Below are 19331 nucleotides of genomic sequence, written 5' to 3' on the forward strand. Positions count from 1 at the left end.
CCGGTACCTTGCCGGCAGTGCTCAGGCGCGGCTTTCCTTCATCTTCTCGATGATCCCGGCCATCAGCGCCAGGTCGCGGCGTGAATCGGCGAGGTCGGTCAGCGGTTTGGTGCCTTCCGCGATGTGGCGGTGGAAAATCTCCAGCTCGTTGGAGAAGGCGTCGCCATAGAGCGGGCCGAAGCTCTTCGTCACCGGGCCGAGCGGGCCGGCCTCGGTCACTTCCAGCCGGGTCGGCAGGCTGCGGATATAGGGCGTGTCGTAGATGATGCGCACGCGCCTGGTGTTGGAGCGCACTTCGATCATGGCGTCGAACAGGCCGAGATCGTCGACCACCGCGTCATAGAGGCAGGCGAAATGGCCGTAGTCGAAGGTGATCGACGTGTTGGCGCCGCCATTGGTGCGATGCGCGGCGACCACTCCTTTCGGTTCGCCGATAAGCCCGCGCATGGCCGAAATGTGGTGCGAGGACAGCGCCGTCAGCCCGCGATAGGCGCGCACCAGGTCGGCAGGCGCGTCGGCGCCGACCACCTCGCGGATCAGCGCGTCACGCTCCTTGGCGCCGCGCGCTAGAAGGGCAGGATCGATGTCGTTGGGGTAGAGGATGTTCTGGCTCTTCTTGAGGAAATGCCGGCCCTCCGAGATCAGGTCGAAGATGCGGACATGGGTGATATCGGCATGCGCGGGCAGTTCATCCCTGGCCGCCAGATAGGCCGGCGCGTAGCGGCGCATATAGCCGACGAACAGGGTCTTCCCGTAGGCCGGCATCAGCGCCAGCAACTCGTCGATTTCGCGCACGGTCAGGCAAGCGGGCTTTTCCAGCAGGATGTGCTTGTCGGCTTGCATGGCGGCGCGCACGAAGCGGCTGTGGGTGTCGTCGGACGACAGCACGAAGACCACGTCGATGTCAGGCGAATTGATCAGCGCTTCGGCGCTCTCATAGGCTTTCACCCCGGCATATTCCGACGTGACGAGCGCCACCAGGCTTGGCGACACGTCGTGGACGCCCGTGATCCGCCAGCGGTCGCGCTGGTCGGCCAGAACAGGCAGATGGATCGACTGTGCGACTTCTCCAAGACCCACAAGCCCGACACGAAGTGGTGACACGCGCAAACTCCTTGATTTCAAGTCTGATGCTGGCCGAGCTCGCGGCCGGCAATGGTTCTCTGATTGGCGGATCACGCCGCGCCGGTGACCAGCGCGACGAGTTCGTTGCCCGTGGTCTCCGAGGCGCGCACGGTCGCCGCCATCTTTCCCGCCCGCATCACCCAGATCTGGTCGGACAGGCGCCGCACCTGATCGAAATTGTGGCTGACCAGGATGACCGAGACGGACTGCTCGCGCAGGCGCCGGATCAGCGCTTCGACATTGGCGGTCTCCTGCACGCCGAGCGCTGCCGTCGGTTCGTCCATCACCACCAGCTTGGCGCCGGAGCCGACGGCACGGCAGATCGAGATCGCCTGGCGCTGGCCGCCCGACAGGCGGCGCACACGCTGGTTGATCGACGGCACGTTGATCGACAGGCGCGACAGCATGGAGCGGGCCTCGCGTCTCATCGCCTTGCGGTCCAGGAAAGCGAAAGGGCCGATGCGGCGCACCAGTTCGCGGTTGAGGAACAGGTTCTGCGCCACCGTCAGTTCGTCGATCAGCGCCAGGTTCTGGTGCACCGTCTCGATGCCGGCCTTGCGCGCCCCGTCCGGATTGGAGAAGGGGTGTTCGCGGCCATCGAAGACGATCGAGCCGGCATCCGGCATATGCACACCGACCAGGCAGCGGATTAGCGTCGACTTGCCGGCGCCGTTGTCGCCGATGACGGCGGTGACTTCGCCACGGCGCGCCTGGAAGGCGACATCGGTGAAGGCGCGCACGCCGCCGAAATGCTTGCTCAGGCCGTCGCAGGCGATGATCGTGTCGGAGGCAGGGAAGGGGATGACGGCGCTCATTTCTGGTACCGCATGATCAGCGCCGCCAGCACCACGATGGCGCCCACGGCAAGCGGTTGATAGAAGGCCGAGACGCTGAGCAATGTCAGCCCGTTGACCAGCGCGGTCAGCATCAGCGCGCCGATGGCCGGGCCCAATATGCTGGCGCGGCCGCCGAACAGGCTGACGCCGCCCAGCACCACCGCCGCCACCGAATTCAGGAGCAGGCTGGTGTTGATCAGCGGTTCGGCAGAGCCGATGCGCGCCACCAGCAGGATGGCGGCGATGCCCGCGCAGAACCCCGAAATGGTGTAGGCGGCGATCTTGACGCGGTTGGTGCGGATGCCGAGCGCGCCTGCGCTCTCGACCTGGCCGCCGGTCGCCAGGAGATGGACACCGAAGCGGGTGTGGTAGAGCGCGATATGCGCCACGATCACGGCGGCAATCGCTACCCAGACCGGATAGCCGAAAGGCCCGAACGACCCTGAAGCGAGCTTCAGCAGGAAGGTCGAGCCGACCATGGTCGGTTCGCCGCCCGACAGGATCAGGCCAAGCCCGGTGATGGCCGACAGCGTGCCGAGCGTGACCACGAAATCCGGAATTTTGCCGACGGTGATGATGAGGCCGTTGAAGAAGCCGATGGCGCTGGTGGCGAGCACTGCGAGCACGCTAGCGATGAAGATGCCGTAGCCCGCCGCATTGACGAGGCCAAGCACGATGGCGCCCAGCATGACGGCCGCGGCCAGCGACAGGTCGATGCCTGATGTGGCGACGACGAAGGTCTGGCCGATCGACAGCACCACCAGGATCGCCGATGCCAGCAGCAATGCCTGCAGGTTGGCGACACTGAGAAAGACCGGCTGGGCGATGCCGAAGACGATGACGAGACCGACCAGGCCAACGACGGACGCCCAGTCGGCCCAGAAGGAAGGATCCAGGAGGAGAGCCGACAGGGAGGGGCGGCTCTCCTCCGCCGCGCCCGCCGAATGGGCGACGGGCGCGTTGTCTGTGGAATTGCTCACTTCAACAGCTCACGCAGCGGATCGGGATAATCGCCGCCGGGACGCGGAAAATTCTTCAGCGAGGCATCGGCATTGGCCTTGTTGATCAGGAGCACCGGTGCGGGCACGTTGGCGGGCAGTTGCTTGCCCATGACCGCCGCCTTGCACGCTTCGACGCCCATGGCGCCGACGACATAGGGATATTGGGCGACTGTGGCGGAGAGCTCGCCTGATGCAATCGACTTCAGCGCGTCGACGATGCCGTCGAGACCGATCACCTTGACGTCCTTGCCCGAAGTCTGCACGGCGCGTTCGACGCCGAGCGCCATGATGTCGTTGGCGGCGAAGAAGCCGGCGAGATCCGGATGTGCCGCCAGGATATCGGTTGCGGCGGTCAACGCCTTCTCACGATCCCAGTCGGCGCTCACCATCACCACCACTTCGAGCTTGCCTTCGACGGCCTGCTTGAAGCCCTTGATGCGGGCGTTGGAGCCGACATCGCCGACGATACCGGCGATCAGCGCGACCTTGCCGCCCTTCGGCACCAGCTTCAGCATTTCCTCGCCGGCCAGCGCGCCGGCGGCGACATTATCGGTGCCGATATAGGTCGAGACGGCAAAGCCGGCCGCCTTGGCCTGTTCGGCGTCGATGGTCGAATCGATGTTGACGATCGGCTTCTTCTTCTGGGCGACCGGCACCAGCGCCTGGACGAGATTGGAGACGCTGATCGGGTTGACCAGATAGCAATCGAAATCCTGCAGGGCCATGGCGGTCAGGCGGTCGGCCTGGCCGGTGGCGTCGCCCATATTGGCGGCAGCCTGGACGCTGACATTGACGCCGCTGGCCTTGCCCTGCTCCTCGATGCCTTGCTGCATGGTCTGGAAGAAGGGGTTGTCGAGGCCCTTTACGATGGCCGCGACCTTGGCCGCGTCCTCGGCATAAGACGGCGCCGAAACGATGGTTGCCAGCAGGCCCACGCCAAGCGTCAGGCCGTTGAAGATGCGCATTCTGTTCCTCCGCTTCTTGTTTGTTTGATGTGTCTCATCGGCAAGCCCACGGACGTCCGTGGCTGCGAGAGCCATGCCGGGTTTGGCAACGCCGCGCAGCCTGCAGCCCAGCGAGCGCCGAACGTCTCGCGGACAACGGACCCGGTCGGGACCTTTTCCATGCCAGGCATTTCTCCTCCCAGAGCGCTGACCTAGCCCCATCAGCGTTTGCGCATGTTTTATAAAAAATTGACACGCGTCAAGATTTAAAATGGTGCGCAGCGATTTCGATGGTGCCATGGCGGCCATGGGCTGTCCTGTCGGGCCGCCTGCCGCGCGATCCGCGGTTCACCGCAGCAAAAAAGCTTCCGCCCTTATGCAACCTGCGATGGGGGCGTGCGTTACCGTTTTCAGATTTTGAACGACCCGGCAGGTGGGTGCTGCATTTTCGATACGTCCACGGAATTGCCGGTAACCGTGCAAGACAAGGCCCTCATCGGGGCTCGGTCGGCACCAAGTGCCGTTGTCTGCTTGCGGTCACGGAAGCCGACGGCAAGCTGCGGGCGCTGCTGTCACTGTCGTCGCCGAGCAACTGTCAGACAAATAATAGAGATCAGACATGCCAAGACGGCTTGCAAGCCTAGGCTAAAGCTCGCGGAAGTTGCGAAAAAAGCATACCGTTGGAGAAAACTTATATCGTCATCCAGCATGAAAGGGGAATCATGCCTGACCAGAATGCCCAGATCCGCGCAGCAATCGGACGACTGCTTTCCGAGAAAACCGGAGTCGCAGTCATTTCCATGAAAGAGAGTATCAACGAGCTGGTGGCCACAACCGGTGTAGCGCTTGCCGTCGAAACCCTGCAGGACATGCTGCTGGAAATGGCCGAAGTGCGCGGCATGACGGTCGTGCTCGACGTTTAGAGCAGTTAACCGTTTTCACTAACTCTTTGTTTTGACATTTTGACGCAATTCCTGTGGGCAAATCGTTACCCGCTTTTCCTGGAACCGCTTCAGCTCTGTCTCCTTGTTTTGACGCAATTACCCAGGGAAAGCGCTACGCGCTTTTCCGGGAGGCAGCTGGTAGCTGTTCAGCCATTGCGGGGCCAAGGCGTTCCGCTTTCCCCGCCAGTTCAAGCGTGCCATCGCCGTAGATCATGCGGCCGGCACGGAAGGTGGCGCGCACGCGTGGCACGGGATGGCGGTCCGCCACCACGAGATCGGCCAGAAGCCCCGGCTCGATGGCGCCGCGATCGGTGAGCCCCAGGGCTGCGGCCGGATTGCCGCTGGTCAGTGCCGCCGCCGCCGCGAGGCCATCGCCCCGCAGTTCCGCCAGGCCGAGCACGGCCGGCAGGATCGAGGCCGGGTGGTAGTCGCTGGCCAGCATGTCGAGCAGTCCGGCCTCATAGGCCTGCCGGGCGGAAAGATTGCCGGAGTAGGATTCGCCGCGCAGCGCGTTGGGCGCGCCCATGGCGGTGCGCATGCCGAGCCTGCGGGCTTCTTGCGCGGCCTCCAGGGTTACCGGGAATTCCGAGAGCGCGGCACCCAGGCCATGAACCAGTTCCACCTTTTCCAGCGTGTCGTCGTCATGCGAGGCGAGCACGACGCCGGCGGCCTGCGCGCGCGCCGACAGGTCCTGCAACGCGTTCAACACATCGCCCTGGCCGTTGCGGCCGGCCATGCGCTTGCCGACGACTTCGGAGGCCGCGGCAACGGACATACCGCGCTCCTTGGCGATCCGGGCGATGTAGAGTTCGACGTCGCGGTATTGCCCCTGTCCAGGCGTGTGATCCATCAGTGAAATCAGGTGCAGCCTGCCGGCGTCCATCAGCTTTTGCAGCCTGGGAATAGCCGGGGTGAAGGTCACTTCGAAGCGGGCGTGGATGCGATGGTCGACCAGGAGGTCGTCCTTCATCCCGGCGATGGTGTCGATGATTGCTGATGTGTGATCTTCCGAGCGCAGCACGCCGCTGGTGACGCTGGCGCCGATGAAGGAGAGCGCGGCATAGGCGGTGGTGACGCCGCAGGAGGCGAGCTTCTTGTCCAGTTCGGCAACGCCGATCGGCATCGGAACGTGGACGCCGATGCGCGGTTCGACTTCCTTCTCGACCATGTCGCCATGCATGTCGATGAAGCCGGGCAGCAGCAGGCGGCCGCCACCCTCTATGTCGGCATGCTCGACCGGCTTCTCGCGGATATCGGCGATCCTGCCGTTTTCGATCCTGATCGCGCCGCTTGGGATGACGCGGTCGCGCAGGACGATTTCGAAATCACTCAGCCACATGTCATGTCTCTTGCAAGGAAGCGGTTTCAGCATGGATTTTACGGGCGACAAGGTCGGCGACATCATGGGTGACGGAGGACACCGACCATGGCGACGATTGCGCCGGCTTGCCGCCGCCCCGGTCACGATCTCTCCAGGACATGTTTTCTAGTTCACCCGAATGCCGGTTTCCATTTGATTTTTATGACATTTTCATGAAGGCCGGCCTTGCCGGACCGCCTGCCTCAGCCGGCACGGGATCGTTGTGACAGCCATTCGGCGGTTTGCTGGCTGGCCTGTTCGGCGGAAAGCTCAAGGCTCAGCCCCTGCAGCAGGCCATGCAGGAAAACCCCGGTAAAACAGTCGCCGGCGCCGATCGTGTCGGGTACGGAAACCTGCTTCAGCGGCGTGACGTGGTTGAGCGCCTTGCCGTCATAGAGCGAGATCGGCCGCATTCCGTCGGTCAGCACCAGCGTGCTCAGGCGAGGCCCGGCAATGAGTGAAGCTCGCTCCCAGATCGCTCGCGTGTCCTCGCCGGGAAAATCGGCGCGCGATCCGATAACGATGTCGGCCGGGCGCGGCGAGGCGCTGCGCAGCGGAAATTGCGAAATGACAAGCGGGATCGTCCGCAGCGAGGCAACGAGGCCGGCATCGAGCATCAGGGCGTTGAGATAGGCGGCGTCGCCGCTGACAGGTTCCGGTGCGGCGAAGGGCGGGCGCATCTGGCCGCCGGGGTTCAAAATGGTGCGCTCGCCATTCGGCTCGAGCAGGATTTCGGTGAACCGGGTTTCCCCGGCCCATAGGGTGACGTAGCCGGTATCGATGCCGCTCGCCTGCAATGTGGCGAGCGCTGCCCGGCCATATTCGTCGTCCATCAGATTGCTGATCAGCCGGACATGGTTGCCGAGCTTCGCCAGATGGGTGCCTGTGTGGAAGCCGCCACCGCCGAGCCGGACGCTGCGGCTGGAATAGACGATGCGCGCGCCAGAGGCGAGGGGCGAGGACAGCGACCAGACCTGGTCGTAGTTGATGTGGCCGACAACGATGACTGTGCACATGGTCCCTGCTTTTTCGCGCGGCGCATCGACGATGAAGCGGTGCGTGAGCAGGCTTAGCACTATGACCGGCACCAGGGACAGCAGGCTGGCGGCCATCGGAGCGTCAGCGGGCGTGTGCTGTTTTCGATCGACAATACGGCCAGTTGCTCGGCGTTCTGGCGCAGGCGGGGAACGCCAAGGATTGAGCAGTCGCTTTACCCGCCGAGAATAAAATCGGCGCAGCGGTCGGCGATCATGATCACCGGGGCGTTGGTGTTGCCGCTGATCAGCCTTGGCATGATCGAGGCGTCGCAGATGCGCAGGCGCGGGACGCCGCGCACGCGCAGTTGCGGGTCGACCACCGCGTCGTCATCGCTGCCCATGCGGCAGGTGCCGCAAGGGTGATAGACGGTCTTGGCGTGTTCGAGGATGTGGTCCGATATCGCCTGGTCGGAAAGGTCGGCGGCCTCGCCGGGCGACAACTCCTCGGCCACCACCGCCCGCAGTGCGGGCTGGCGCAGGATGGTGCGGGCGATCTTAATGCCGGCGAGCAGCAGGGCAAGATCGTCCGCGTCGGACAGGAAGCCGGTGGTGAAGCGGATCGGGTCCGCCGCGTCGCGCGAGCGCAGGTTGACGGTGCCGCGCGATTTTGGCCGCAGCACACACGGGTTGAGCTCCATGCCGTGGCGTTCGATCGAGCCGTGTTCTGCGCTTTCGATCATCACCGGCAGGACGTGGAACTGGATATCGGGCCGGCCATCGCCATCGGTGTCGAAGAAGCCGCCGCTCTCGACGACATTGGAGGTGAGCAGGCCGGTGCGGAACATCAGGTACTGCAGGCCGTGGCGCAATGCCTTCAGGCCACGATCTTCGCCCAGCAGCGAGATCGGCTGGCGCGTCAGCGCATAGACCGGGGCGGCGACATGGTCCTGCAGGTCGCGGCCGACCGCGGGCATGTCGCGGATGACGGGAATGCCGAGCCCGGCCAGATGCTCGGCCGGGCCAAGCCCCGACAGCATCATCAGTTTTGGCGTCGCCAGCGCGCCTGCCGTGAGGATCACTTCGGCCTTTGCCGTCGCCGCATGGCTTTGGCCGTCGGAGGTGGTGTAGGCGAGGCCGCTCGCCGCACCGTTTTCCAGGGTCACGCCGGTGACCAGCGCATCGGTGATCACGGTTAGGTTGGCGTTGCCGGCCAGCGGCCGCAGAAACACCTTTGCCGCCGACTGTCTTTCCCCATTCGCCGTGGTCGTCTGGTAGAAGCCGACGCCTTCCTGCACGGCGCCGTTGAAGTCGTCATTGTAGCGGTAGCCCGCCTGTTGCGCGGCCTGCACGTAAGCCAATGACAGCAGATGGTGGTGACGCGGATCGGAGACCGGCAGCGGTCCCTCGGTGCCGTGGCGCTCACCGGCCAGCCGCTCGTTGCGTTCCAGCCGCCGGAACACCGGCAACACCTCGTCCCAGCCCCAGCCGGGGCAGCCGAGGTCACGCCAGCCATCATAATCCTGCGGCTGGCCCCTGATGTAGAGCATGGCGTTGATCGAGGAGCCGCCGCCCAGCGTGCGGCCTTGCGGCACCGGCAGCCGGCGTCCGCCGACGCTGGGTTCCGGCTCAGATTCATAGATCCAGCTGCGCGCCGTGCCGATCACCTTGGCGAAGGTGGCGGGCATGTCGATCAGGCGCGTGTTGTCGGCCGGGCCGGCCTCGACCACCAGCACGCGCTTGCCAGCAGAGACCAGCCGGTTGGCCAGCGTGCAGCCGGCCGAGCCGGCGCCGGCGATGATGTAGTCGTAAACTGCGCTCATCGTGTCAGGCATACCGCATGATGACGGTCTTGGTTTCGAGATAGCCGTCGATGGCGGCACGGCCATGCTCGCGGCCGATGCCGGACTGCTTGAAGCCGCCGAAGGGGGCGTTGGGGTCGAGCGTGTTGTGCGAATTGACCCACACCGTGCCGGCCTTGAGGCCGTGGATGGCGGTCATCGCCTTGCCCATGTCGCGGGTCCAGATCGAGGCCGAGAGGCCATAGCGCGTGTCGTTGGCGATGCGGATCGCCTCGTCGAGATCGGTGACCGGCATTGCCGCCACCACCGGCCCGAACACCTCCTCGCTGGCGATTTCCATGTCGGGCCGGACATTGTGCAGGATGGTCGGCGCCACGTAGTGGCCCCTGGCCGGCACCGGCCGCGCGCCGCTGACCCGCTCGCCGCCCGCCGCCAGGCCACGCTCGATAAAGCCCTCGACGCTTCTCCGGTGCTTTGCCGAGACCAGCGGATTGATCTGGGCTTCTGCGTCGCGGCCAGCCCCCAGCGTCATGCCGTCGGCGATCTCGGCCAGCCGCGACAGCGTGCGGTCATAGATCGACTTTTCGATCAAGAGCCGCGAAGCCGAGGTGCAGACCTGGCCCTGGTTGAAGAACATGCCGAGCCCCGCGATCAGCGGTTCGATGCCTTCCTCCATGTCGGCGAGCAGGATCATCGGCGATTTCGAGCCGAGCTCCAGCGTGAAGCGGGCGACGCGGTCGACCGCTGCGTGGCCGACGCGCTTGCCGACTTCCGTCGACCCGGTAAAGGTCAGCTTGTCGATACCGGGATGGCGGATCAGTGCTTCGCCGGTGACGGTGCCGCTGCCGGTGACGATGTTGACGACGCCCGGCGGGAAGCCGACCGCTTCGATCAGTTCGGCGAGCCTGAGCAGACCGAGCGGGGTTTCCTGCGGCGGCTTCAGCAACACCGTGCAGCCACAGGCGAGCGCTGGCGCGATCTTCCACATGCCGATCAGCAGCGGAAAATTCCACGGCACGATGGCGCCGACGACGCCGACCGGTTCCATCACCGTCATCGCCTGGTGTTTGGCGCCGGGCGGCACGGGGATGGACACCTGGAAAGTCGAGCCCTCGATCTTGGTCGCCCAGCCGGCATAGTAGCGCAGCCAGTCGACGGTGCCGCCGGCACTCAACATGCGCGCGACGCCGAGCGACTTGCCGTTCTCGATGCTCTCGATTTCGGCGAGCAGATCGGCGTCGGCCTCGACGGCATCGGCGAGTTTCAGCATGAGGTTCTGGCGGTCGACCGGCCGCATCGACGCCCAGGGGCCTTCGAGCGCGGCACGCGCGGCGCGGACAGCCTGGTCGACCAGTCCGGCGCCGCTTTCGGGCACATGGGCGACGATCTCGCCGGAGGCGGAGTCATCGACGGCGAGGTCTTCGCCGGAAACCCCGTCGACGAAACGGCCATTGATGAAGGGCCGGTGCGAACGCGCCAGGAAAGCGGCGGCGGCGGCGCTGATCGGCGGCACAATTCTCTCGTTCACGCCATCCTCCTCGATTGCTGATGAACAGTTGTGCCGAGGGTTATGGAGCGTATCCGCCGGCTTCAAGCCGAAGGCGGCACGAGTGCGCGCTCAGTCAAAACAAAGTTCCCGCTCGGACAAGACGCCTTGCAATCGGTTGGCCTAGACCAAGGTCGCATCAAGCCGCGCGTTTTGCGCGAGCCTGCCAGATGTCAAAGAGGTATCGGCCATTGAGCGCATTGCTGGGCAATCCGATGGTCACCACGGCGGCGCTGCCGCTTGTTCTGGGCATGGTCATGGCGCTGCTGGCGCGGTTGGCCCTGCCGCAATCCTCGCCCGTGCTCTCGCTGGTGGCGGCCGCCTTGCTGCTGTTCTTTTACTGGGACACGCTTGGCCCACCGGTGGTGCCGCCAGTCGCCGCCAGCCAGAAGCTGATCTATCTTGCCTTTGCCGGGATTGTCGCGGGCCTGTTGCCCGAGCGCCTGCTCAGCTCTGCGGTGGCGGGCAAGCTTGTCGCCGCCGCCCTTGGGGCAGCGTTGCTGTGGCTTGGCTGGCGCCGCCTTGCCGGCGGTTCGCTTGACCTGCAGATGATCGCCGCCCTCATTGCCGGCCTGCTGGCAATCGTCGGCGTCGCTATGCTGCTGTCTCTGAAAGCCTCGCCATCGCCTCCAGTTGAAGAGCCGTTCCTGGCGCCCGCCGCCATGCTCGCCATGTGCCTGGCCGGCGCCATCATCTCGGTGCTCGGCGCCTCGATCGTCACCGGGCAGTTGCTGGGATCGCTGGCCGCGCTCGCCGGTGGCTGGTGCCTCGTCCAGTACATCGCCGTGCTGCGCGGCGGATCGGCCACTGCCTGGAGCAAGGGCACCGAGTTGATCCTCATCTACGCCGCCGCCACGGTGCTGATCCAGGTGGCGCTGCTGGCGCCGAAGGCCAATCCTGTCGCGCTCATGCTTTCGCCCTTGCCGTTGATCGTGGCCGCCCTGGTGCCCGGTCCGTTGCGGGGCCTTGTTCCCGGCATCAGGCCATTGCGGCCGCTGGTCGCCGGCCTGCTGATCGCCGCACCGGCGATACTGGCGATCCTGACGGCGATCTTGTGGGCGCCGCACGGAGCCGCGCTTGGCTTTTCCTGAGCCAGACAATGACGACCACAATGGGACAACCAACAATAGGGAGAGTTACGTGACGATGAGAAAACTGACGGCCGCTTTTGCCTTTGCCTCGATATGCGCCTTCGCATCGGCGGCTCACGCCGACACTTACGAGATCGACGGCCAGCATGCCTGGGTCACCTTCACCATCAAGCACGGCATCTATGGCACCGCGCATGGCCAGTTCGACGCGGTGAAGGGGGCCATCGTCATGGACAAGGCCGATCCGTCGAAGAGCAGCGTCAAGGCCGAGCTCGATGTCGGTTCGGTGCACACCGCCTATGACCAGCGCGACAGCGATCTGAAAGGCCCCGACTTCTTCAACGCCGCCGAATTCCCGGCGATCTCGTTTGAAAGCACCAAGGTCGAGAAGGTCAGCGACAAGACCGGCAAGGTCACCGGCAACCTCACCATCAGCGGTGTGTCCAAGGTGATCACGCTCGATGTGACGCTGGTCAACGAGGCGCCGGCGCCGTGGGACGCGACACTGACCAAGGCGGCGTTCACCGCCACCGGCAAGGTCAGCACCGCGGACTTCCCGATGGCCAAGGCCGCCGCCGGCTTCGGCCTCGGCCCCGATGTCGACATCGTCATCGATCTCGAAGCGGTGAAGAAATAGGCCACAGGCAGTTAGCGGGTGGCGGCCGCGCGACCGAGAGGTCGCGCGGCACTTCCTCAGCCAAACGGGGCGATCGAAAGGTCGCGCGGCACTTCATCGGCAGGCGCAAAGTGCGCGCTCAGTCAAAACAAAGTTCCCGCTCGGACAAGACGCCAAATCGGGGATGCCGCACTATCCCCAGCGAAGATCGGCGCATAGCCGGCGTGCTCAGCAATCGGGATGGAACCATGCGATTTCTTGGAAAGACGGCCTTCATCACCGGCGGTGGCACCGGCATCGGTGCGGCGGTCGCCAGGCGCATGGCGGCCGACGGCGCCAAGGTGGTGCTGATGGGCCGGCGGCGCGAGCCGCTGGAAGCGGTGACCAAAGACGTTGGCGGGCTGGTGGTGCAGGGCGATGCCGCCGACCCGAAAGCGGTACGCGCCGCGCTGGCCGAAGTGCACGAGAAAATCGGACCGGTCGATATCCTCGTCGCCAATGCCGGGGGCCATGGTGTTGGCCCGACCATTTCGATGAGCGATGAGACCTGGAGCCTGGCGACGCGTACCAATCTCGACACCGCCTTCGTCTGCGCCCGCGAATGCCTGCCCGACCTGATTGCGCAAAAGGGCAACATCGTCGTCGTCGCCTCGATCGCCGGCCTGTTCGCCGGGCCGGACGCGGCCGGCTACGTCACCATGAAACATGCCTGCATCGGCTTCGGCAAATCGCTGGCGCGCGACTATGGCCGCAAGGGCGTGCGCACCAACATCATCTGCCCGGGCTGGGTGTCGACCGACATGGCCGACGAGCAGATGGAGGTGATCGTCGAAAAGCACGGGCTTGGCTCGATCGACGAGGCCTACCGGCTGGTCACCAAGGACGTGCCGCTCGGCCGGCCGGCGACGCCGGAAGAAGTGTCCAACGTTATCTGCTTCGTTGCCTCCAGCGAGGCGGCGATGATGAACGGTTCGATCCTGACGGTCGATGGCGGCGCCGCCGTCGTCGACCTGCCTACGCTTGCCTTTGTCGATTGATGTGGAGAGTGCGATGAACGACCAGAACAGACCGGCGGACTGGAAGCATTTTGACGATTTCGCCGCCGGCATCGCCACCAACCGGCTGGCGACGACGGATGCGTTGCGCGGCCAGACTTTCAGGATCACGCTCGACACCGGCCGCACCATCGACCTTGCCTTCACATCGCTCGACACGGTGGCGTGGAGCGAGGGCAGCGAAGCCGGCGCCGACTGGTACGAGGCGCTCGAAGTCGCTTCCAGCGTGTACTTCGTCAACATGATCTTCTCGGCACGTGCGACGGAAGACGAGGCCTTCATCGTCAACACCAGCACGCGTCGCGTGCTGTCGGTGCGCGAACGGGTGCGTGATGCCGGCGAGGCACCCGGTGAGCCGCGCGTGGCGCAGACCTGGTCGGCTGGCGTGCTTGGCGATCCCAGCGTGGCGCCGGGCGGCATCGCGCCGGCGCCGACGCGCGACCTGATCGGGCTCACCGCGCACTACACATACAGCCCCAACCACGTCTACGAGCACATCTATCTCTCTTCCGAGCGCTACGCTTGGCAGAATCTCGTCGGCATCCAGCGCGGCCATGGCGATGTCGACCTGGCGACGACCTGGAAGTTCGCCGAGAACCAGTATGTGTTCGGCTTCCGCGAGTTCATCATCCCGGTCGCCTCGCTGTTCTTCTACAATTGGGACGTCATGCACTCGACGGGGAAATTCCTCGGCGTGACCAGCCAGGGCAAGATCGAGAACAAGCCGGCCGGCGCCCACATCGAGAAGAAATCCAGAACCGCCTACGACAAGGACAAGGCGCCGGTCTGACCGCGCGGGGGGAACGCCATGAATAAAAACTACGAAGCGATCAAGGCGCACTACGCCGGCTCCGACGCCAAGGATTTGGCCGCGATGATGGCGCCGGTCACGGACAAGACCGCCTGGACCGAGATGGCCGGCTTTCCCTATGCCGGTACCTATGTCGGCCCGGACGCCATCATTGAAGGCGTGTTCAAACGCATCGGTGAGGAGTGGGACGGCTACGCCCTGAAGCTCGAAAAGCTGGTCGATGGCGGCACCACCATCGTCGGCATCGGCACCTATTCGGGTGTCTACAAAAAGACCGGCAAGCCGATGTCGGCGCGCGTCGTCCATGTCTGGGAAATGGAGGACGGCAAGGCGCTGAGTTTCGAGCAGTTCACCGACACCAGGCTGGTCGCGGCAGCGACGGTCTGAGGGCATGCGGCCGGACACCGACGGTGTCCGCTCGATCGAAAAACCTGGGAGGATGAAATGGGAAACAGTCTGAAGGCAATGCTGGCGGGCCTGGCCCTGACAAGCGCGATTGCGCTTGGCGACGCCAGCCCGGCGAATGCCGGCGACACCGAGATCGTCATCGGCGCGCCGATCTCCTTGACCGGGCCGTTGGCCGGCGACGGCAAGGAGCAGAAATGGGCCTATGAGCAGGCGGTCGCCGACATCAACAAGGCCGGCGGCATCATGGTCAAGTCGGCCGGCAAGAAGCTGCCGGTGCGCCTTGTCGTTGCCGACGACGAAAGCTCGGAGGGCAAGGTGGCGTCGGCGCTGGAAAACCTGATCAAGGTGCAGAGGGTCGATGCGCTGCTGTCGACCCATTCGGGACCGATGAATATTGCCGGCGCCATCGTCGCGGAAAAATACAAGAAATTCTACATGATCACGACGGCCTTCCCGTTCGAATGGCAGCCGTTGAAGCTGAAATATTCGGCGCTGTTCTTCTTCCATCCTGGGCCCGGTGCGGAAGTGCCTTTCGAGATCTGGGACAAGCTGCCGGCCAATGAGAAGCCGAAGAACCCGGCGCTGGTCTCCGAGGATTCGCCCGACGGCAAGGGCTTTGGCGGCGCTTTCGAAGCGGCGGCCAAGAAGTATGGCTACACCTTTGCCGTCGACGACCCCTGGGCGATCGGCGCCACCGATTATTCGGCGCTGATCACCAAGCTCAAGGCCGCCAATGTCGACGCCATGCTGGTGTTCGGCTCGCCGGCCGATACGGTGACGCTGCTGCGCCAGATGAAGGAGCTCGGCTTCTCCGTGCCCTACCTGCATGGCTGGAAGGGCACCTGGACGGGCGAGTTCCACGAGGCGCTCGGGGCGGATTCCGACTACATCCTGACCGACGGCTTCTGGTCGTCGAGCTACCCCTATCACGGCGCCAAGGAGCTCGGCGACCGTTATGAGGCCGAGTTCAAGAAGGACTCCGTCACCGTCGGCGCCTTCTACGCCAATGCGCAGGTGCTGGCGCAGGCGATCGAGAAGGCGGGCTCGACCGATGCCGGTGCGATCCACGACGCGATCTTCGGCCAGGAGTTCAAGGATACGGTGGTCGGCGATCTCAAATTCGACCAGACCGGCTTTGCCCTCATCCCCAGCGTCGCCACGCAATGGTGGCAAGGCAAGCACCAGCTGATCTTCCCGGACGGCAACTGGACCTACAAGCCGGCCCCGGCCTGGGACAAGCGCTGAACGGCTGAAAACAGCGGACAGGGGAGGCGGGTGCCTGGATTGCGAAGCCAGGCGCCCGTCTGCCGACCCACAGAATCTGACCGGAGAACGGAAACACGATGCAGCCTGACGAAACCCTGCTTCGCCTCGAGGCGGTCCAGAAGCGGTTCGGTGGGCTGGTCGTGCTCAACAACATCGACATCGCTGTCGGCGCCAATGAGCTGATCGGGCTGATCGGTCCCAATGGCGCCGGCAAGTCGACGCTGTTCAACCTGATCACCGCGCTCTACACGCCGACACAGGGGCGCATCCGTTTCCGTGGCCAGGACATCACCGGCACGGCACCGCATCGCATCTGCCGGCTGGGCATTGCGCGCACCTTCCAGCTGGTGCGCACGTTCCTCACCATGACGGCGTTCGAGAACATCATGGTCGGTGCCGTTTATGGCGCCGGCGGGCGCGTCAAGCATGCGACGGCGGCGGCAGAGGAAGCGCTGGAGCTTGTCGGGCTGACCGCAAAACGCGATGTCCGCACCGCGCATATGACACTCTCCGACCGGCGCCTGCTGGAGATCGCGCGAGCCGTGGCCTCCAGCCCGGCGCTGCTCCTGCTCGACGAGCCGATGGCCGGGCTGAACCCGACCGAGATCCAGCGCATGGTCGATGTCATCCGCCGCGTGCGCAGCGAGCGGGGCGTCTCGATCCTGTGGGTGGAGCACAAGGTCGACGCCATCATGAAAGTCTGCAGCCGGGTGATCGTGCTCGACCATGGCGAGAAGATCGCCGACGGCACGCCCCGCGAAATCGTCGCCAACCGCAAAGTGATCGAGGCCTATCTTGGCGAACCGGCTGCTTGACGTGAAAAACCTCGAAGTCGCCTATGGCGATGTCGGTGCGCTGTGGGGCGTGTCGATCCATGTCGACCCCGGCACCATCGTCGCCATCGTCGGCGCCAATGGCGCCGGCAAGACGACGCTGTTGAAGACCGTCTCCGGCCTGCTCAAGCCGAAGCGCGGCGAAATCTTTCTCGCCGGCGTGCCGCTGGCCGGCAAGGCGCCGGAGGAGATCGCCAGCATGGGCATCGCCCATGTGCCGGAAGGGCGCGGCCTGTTCCGTCAGATGACGGTGCTGGAGAACCTCGAGCTCGGCGCTTTCCAGCCCAAGGTGCGCAAGCATTTCAGGCAATCACTGGAGAAGGCCTACACGCTGTTTCCGCGGCTGAAGGAGCGGGCAGGGCAGAAGGCCGGCTCGCTCTCCGGCGGCGAGCAGCAGATGCTGGCCATCGCGCGCGCCACCATGTCGGACCCGTCGCTGCTCATCCTCGACGAGCCGTCGCTGGGCCTCAGCCCGATCGTGGTGCAGCAGATGTTCGCGCTGATCGAGACCTTGCACAAACAGGGTGTCACCATCCTCTTGGTCGAACAGAACATCCACCAGGCGCTGAAGGTCGCCGATTACGGCTTCGTGCTGAAGACCGGCGAGCTCGCCATGCAAGGCACGGGCGCCGAACTCATCGCCGACCCGGAAATCCAGAAGGCCTATATGGGCGTGTTGGAGGTGCAATGATGGTCAACCTGCCACCTCCCGAAATCCTGCTGCAGCTGTCGCTTAACGGCGCGCTGGGCGGCGCCATGTATGGTGTCGCTGCCGTGGGCTTGAGCCTCATCTTCGGCACCATGCGGCTGATCTTCCTGGCGCAGGGCGCGATGATCATCCTCGCCGCCTATTTCGTGCGGGCGCTGTTCTATGGGCTCGGCATCGACCCGTTCCTGTCGCTGCTGATCGTCGTGCCGGTCGGGCTCGGTGTCGGCTGGCTGGTCTATCAGGGCCTGTTCCGCCGCGCGGCGGCCGAAGAGGACCGCAACATCTCGCTCTTGATCGCCGTCGGCCTGATGTTCCTGATCCAGAACCTGATGACGGTGGTGTGGGGCGGCAACACGGCGGCTGTGGTCACCTCGTACACGGCGAGCGGCATCGAGATCCTGGGCGTGCGCACCTCCTTCACGCGCTCGATGGGCTTTCTGATCGCGCTCGCCGGCACAGGGCTGGTGGTGCTGTTCCTGCGCAAGACGATTGTCGGCAAGGCGGTGCGCGCGGCGTCCGAGGACATGGAGGCGGCGACGCTGATGGGCATCAGCCCGCACCGCGTCAACGCCATTGCCTTCGCCATCGGCATCGCGCTGGCAGGCGCGGCCGGTGTGGCGGTGGCGACCACATTCCCGTTCAACCCGTTCGCCGGCTTCATCTTCAGCCTCAAGGCGCTGGTGGCGCTGGCGCTGGGTGGCATCGGCAATGTCGCGGGCGCGCTCGCCGGCGGCATCATCCTCGGTCTGATCGAGGCCTATGTGCAGTATTTCATCTCGGGCGGCTGGACCAATGCCATCGCCTATGGCGTGTTCCTGGCGGTGCTGATGTTCAAGCCGGAAGGCCTGTTCAGCCGGCCCTACAAGAAGGCTTGAGCGCCATGTTGAAGCAAGTCTTTTTGGAACGGGCCTGGCCAAGACAAGCCTGGATGTGGATTGCGGCTGCCGCCATCGCGGCGCTCGCCCTGTTGCCGCTGCTGCCCGGCGCGATCGACTCTTACGCCTTCTCATTCCTGTACTTCGTTTTCATCTACGCCATCATGGCGCAGGGCTGGAACCTGGTCGCCGGCTTCGGTGGCCAGATCAGCCTGGGCAACCATGCCTTCTTCGGGCTCGGCGCCTACACCACCGCGATCCTGTGGAGCGGCAATTATCTCTGGGGCTCGCTCTATGACGCGTACCCGCGCATCTATTATTTCGACCCGGTGACGATGATGCTGGGCGGGCTGGTCGCGGCGGTGGCCGCCATCATCATCGGCCTGCCGCTTTTGTCCAAACTGCGTGGCGACTATTTTGCGCTCGGCACGCTCGGCTTCGGCGAGATCGTCAAGGTGATGTTCATCAATGGCGGCGACTTCACCGGCGGCGCCTTCGGCGTCGTCGCGCCCGCCGGCACATTCGACACGCTGTTGCCGCACTATCTGGTCGGGCTCGGCCTGATGGTGGGCACGGCACTCGCCATCCACTTGCTGATGCGCTCGCGTTATGGGCTGGCGCTGATCGCCGTGCGCGACGACGAGATGGCGGCGTCGGCCAACGGCATCGATGTGCTCAGGGTCAAGGTCGCCGCCTTCGCCGGCAGCGCCTTCATCGCCGGCATCGCCGGCAGCCTCTACACCTATTACATCTTCCATGTCGGCCCGGACTCAGTCTTCGACCTCGACTGGATGCTGTTGCCGCTGATGATGACCGTGGTCGGCGGCACCGGCACGCTGCTCGGCCCGATCCTCGGCGCCTTCGTCATGTACGCGGTGTTCGATCTCGCGCGCATTGTTGTGCCGGATTATCACCCGGTGATATCGGGGCTGACGATTATCCTGGCGATGCTGTTCCTGCCGAAGGGGCTGATGCGGAGTTTTGGGGGGAGGGTGCGGGTGGTTTGAGCGATCGGGTCAAACTCCGTCGGCTGACTGCCTCAAGCTCAATGTCAGAGATGTGCCACCAGCGGACGGGGACCGAGAACCAAATGTCGCGTTTGGGCCGAAAGCTGAATGACGGTTTCAAGGATCGG

19 protein-coding genes are annotated in these 19331 nt (G+C 64.7%); 11 read left to right on the plus strand and 8 right to left on the minus strand.

The genetic code is table 11. The annotated features are described in order from the left end of the window. Positions 1-21 precede the first annotated feature (21 nt). The 4 genes from AC04SF_RS06020 to AC04SF_RS06035 all read right to left on the minus strand — a co-directional run bounded on the left by AC04SF_RS06020 (position 22) and on the right by AC04SF_RS06035 (position 3927). Positions 22-1104 (minus strand): Gfo/Idh/MocA family protein, encoded by a 1083-nt coding sequence (locus AC04SF_RS06020; protein ID WP_488476951.1) that lies wholly within the window; start codon positions 1102-1104, stop codon positions 22-24. Positions 1105-1175: 71 nt separating this feature from the next. Beyond that, positions 1176-1940, minus strand: a complete 765-nt coding sequence (locus tag AC04SF_RS06025) for an ATP-binding cassette domain-containing protein (RefSeq protein ID WP_488476952.1) — start codon at positions 1938-1940, stop codon at positions 1176-1178. Next, positions 1937-2941, minus strand: a complete 1005-nt coding sequence (locus AC04SF_RS06030) for an ABC transporter permease (protein WP_488476953.1) — start codon at positions 2939-2941, stop codon at positions 1937-1939. Before AC04SF_RS06030 ends, AC04SF_RS06025 begins: the two co-directional genes overlap by 4 nt. Continuing rightward, entirely contained in the window at positions 2938-3927 is a 990-nt protein-coding gene (locus AC04SF_RS06035; protein WP_488476954.1) for a sugar ABC transporter substrate-binding protein, read from the minus strand. Before AC04SF_RS06035 ends, AC04SF_RS06030 begins: the two co-directional genes overlap by 4 nt. Positions 3928-4628: 701 nt before the next feature. Here AC04SF_RS06035 and AC04SF_RS06040 point away from each other — a divergent pair. After that, positions 4629-4829 carry a hypothetical protein gene (locus AC04SF_RS06040; protein ID WP_488476955.1) on the plus strand — a complete coding sequence of 67 codons (201 nt, stop codon included), beginning with the start codon at positions 4629-4631 and terminating at the stop codon, positions 4827-4829. A 133-nt stretch (positions 4830-4962) separates the two neighbouring features. On the opposite strand, the gene AC04SF_RS06045 is transcribed toward AC04SF_RS06040, so the two are convergent. The 4 genes from AC04SF_RS06045 to AC04SF_RS06060 all read right to left on the minus strand — a co-directional run bounded on the left by AC04SF_RS06045 (position 4963) and on the right by AC04SF_RS06060 (position 10514). After that, positions 4963-6189: an alpha-D-ribose 1-methylphosphonate 5-triphosphate diphosphatase gene (locus AC04SF_RS06045; protein ID WP_488476956.1), complete on the minus strand. Its 1227-nt coding sequence runs from the start codon at positions 6187-6189 to the stop codon at positions 4963-4965. 224 nt (positions 6190-6413) lie between these two features. Further along, positions 6414-7322 carry a PfkB family carbohydrate kinase gene (locus AC04SF_RS06050; RefSeq protein ID WP_488476957.1) on the minus strand — a complete coding sequence of 303 codons (909 nt, stop codon included), beginning with the start codon at positions 7320-7322 and terminating at the stop codon, positions 6414-6416. A 98-nt stretch (positions 7323-7420) separates the two neighbouring features. After that, the gene (locus AC04SF_RS06055; protein ID WP_488476958.1) at positions 7421-9007 is read right to left on the minus strand and encodes a GMC family oxidoreductase; all 1587 of its coding nucleotides are present in this window, start codon (positions 9005-9007) and stop codon (positions 7421-7423) included. Positions 9008-9011: 4 nt separating this feature from the next. After that, the gene (locus AC04SF_RS06060) at positions 9012-10514 is read right to left on the minus strand and encodes an aldehyde dehydrogenase family protein (RefSeq protein WP_488476959.1); all 1503 of its coding nucleotides are present in this window, start codon (positions 10512-10514) and stop codon (positions 9012-9014) included. A 209-nt stretch (positions 10515-10723) separates the two neighbouring features. On the opposite strand from AC04SF_RS06060, the gene AC04SF_RS06065 reads away from it, so the two are divergent. From AC04SF_RS06065 to AC04SF_RS06110, 10 genes are all read left to right on the plus strand, one after another. Next, positions 10724-11623, plus strand: coding sequence for a hypothetical protein (locus AC04SF_RS06065; protein ID WP_488476960.1), 900 nt, complete (start codon positions 10724-10726; stop codon positions 11621-11623). A gap of 55 nt (positions 11624-11678) precedes the next feature. Continuing rightward, positions 11679-12260, plus strand: a complete 582-nt coding sequence (locus AC04SF_RS06070) for a YceI family protein (protein WP_488477334.1) — start codon at positions 11679-11681, stop codon at positions 12258-12260. Positions 12261-12487: 227 nt separating this feature from the next. Continuing rightward, entirely contained in the window at positions 12488-13276 is a 789-nt protein-coding gene (locus tag AC04SF_RS06075; protein WP_488476961.1) for an SDR family NAD(P)-dependent oxidoreductase, read from the plus strand. A 13-nt stretch (positions 13277-13289) separates the two neighbouring features. Next, a complete protein-coding gene (locus tag AC04SF_RS06080; RefSeq protein WP_488476962.1) occupies positions 13290-14084 on the plus strand; it encodes a MoaF C-terminal domain-containing protein in 795 nt (264 codons plus the stop codon). An 18-nt stretch (positions 14085-14102) separates the two neighbouring features. Beyond that, complete coding sequence (locus tag AC04SF_RS06085) at positions 14103-14492, plus strand: nuclear transport factor 2 family protein (RefSeq protein WP_488476963.1); 390 nt, start codon at positions 14103-14105, stop codon at positions 14490-14492. 57 nt (positions 14493-14549) lie between these two features. Continuing rightward, positions 14550-15758 carry an amino acid ABC transporter substrate-binding protein gene (locus tag AC04SF_RS06090; RefSeq protein WP_488476964.1) on the plus strand — a complete coding sequence of 403 codons (1209 nt, stop codon included), beginning with the start codon at positions 14550-14552 and terminating at the stop codon, positions 15756-15758. A 98-nt stretch (positions 15759-15856) separates the two neighbouring features. Continuing rightward, the gene (locus tag AC04SF_RS06095) at positions 15857-16594 is read left to right on the plus strand and encodes an ABC transporter ATP-binding protein (RefSeq protein ID WP_096448716.1); all 738 of its coding nucleotides are present in this window, start codon (positions 15857-15859) and stop codon (positions 16592-16594) included. A 1-nt stretch (position 16595) separates the two neighbouring features. Continuing rightward, complete coding sequence (locus tag AC04SF_RS06100) at positions 16596-17303, plus strand: ABC transporter ATP-binding protein (protein WP_488476965.1); 708 nt, start codon at positions 16596-16598, stop codon at positions 17301-17303. Continuing rightward, positions 17300-18196: a branched-chain amino acid ABC transporter permease gene (locus AC04SF_RS06105; protein ID WP_477238186.1), complete on the plus strand. Its 897-nt coding sequence runs from the start codon at positions 17300-17302 to the stop codon at positions 18194-18196. Before AC04SF_RS06100 ends, AC04SF_RS06105 begins: the two co-directional genes overlap by 4 nt. A gap of 53 nt (positions 18197-18249) precedes the next feature. Further along, complete coding sequence (locus AC04SF_RS06110) at positions 18250-19203, plus strand: branched-chain amino acid ABC transporter permease (RefSeq protein WP_488476966.1); 954 nt, start codon at positions 18250-18252, stop codon at positions 19201-19203. Positions 19204-19331 lie beyond the last annotated feature (128 nt).

The sequence above is a fragment of the Mesorhizobium sp. CNPSo 4671 genome, assembly GCF_057784245.1.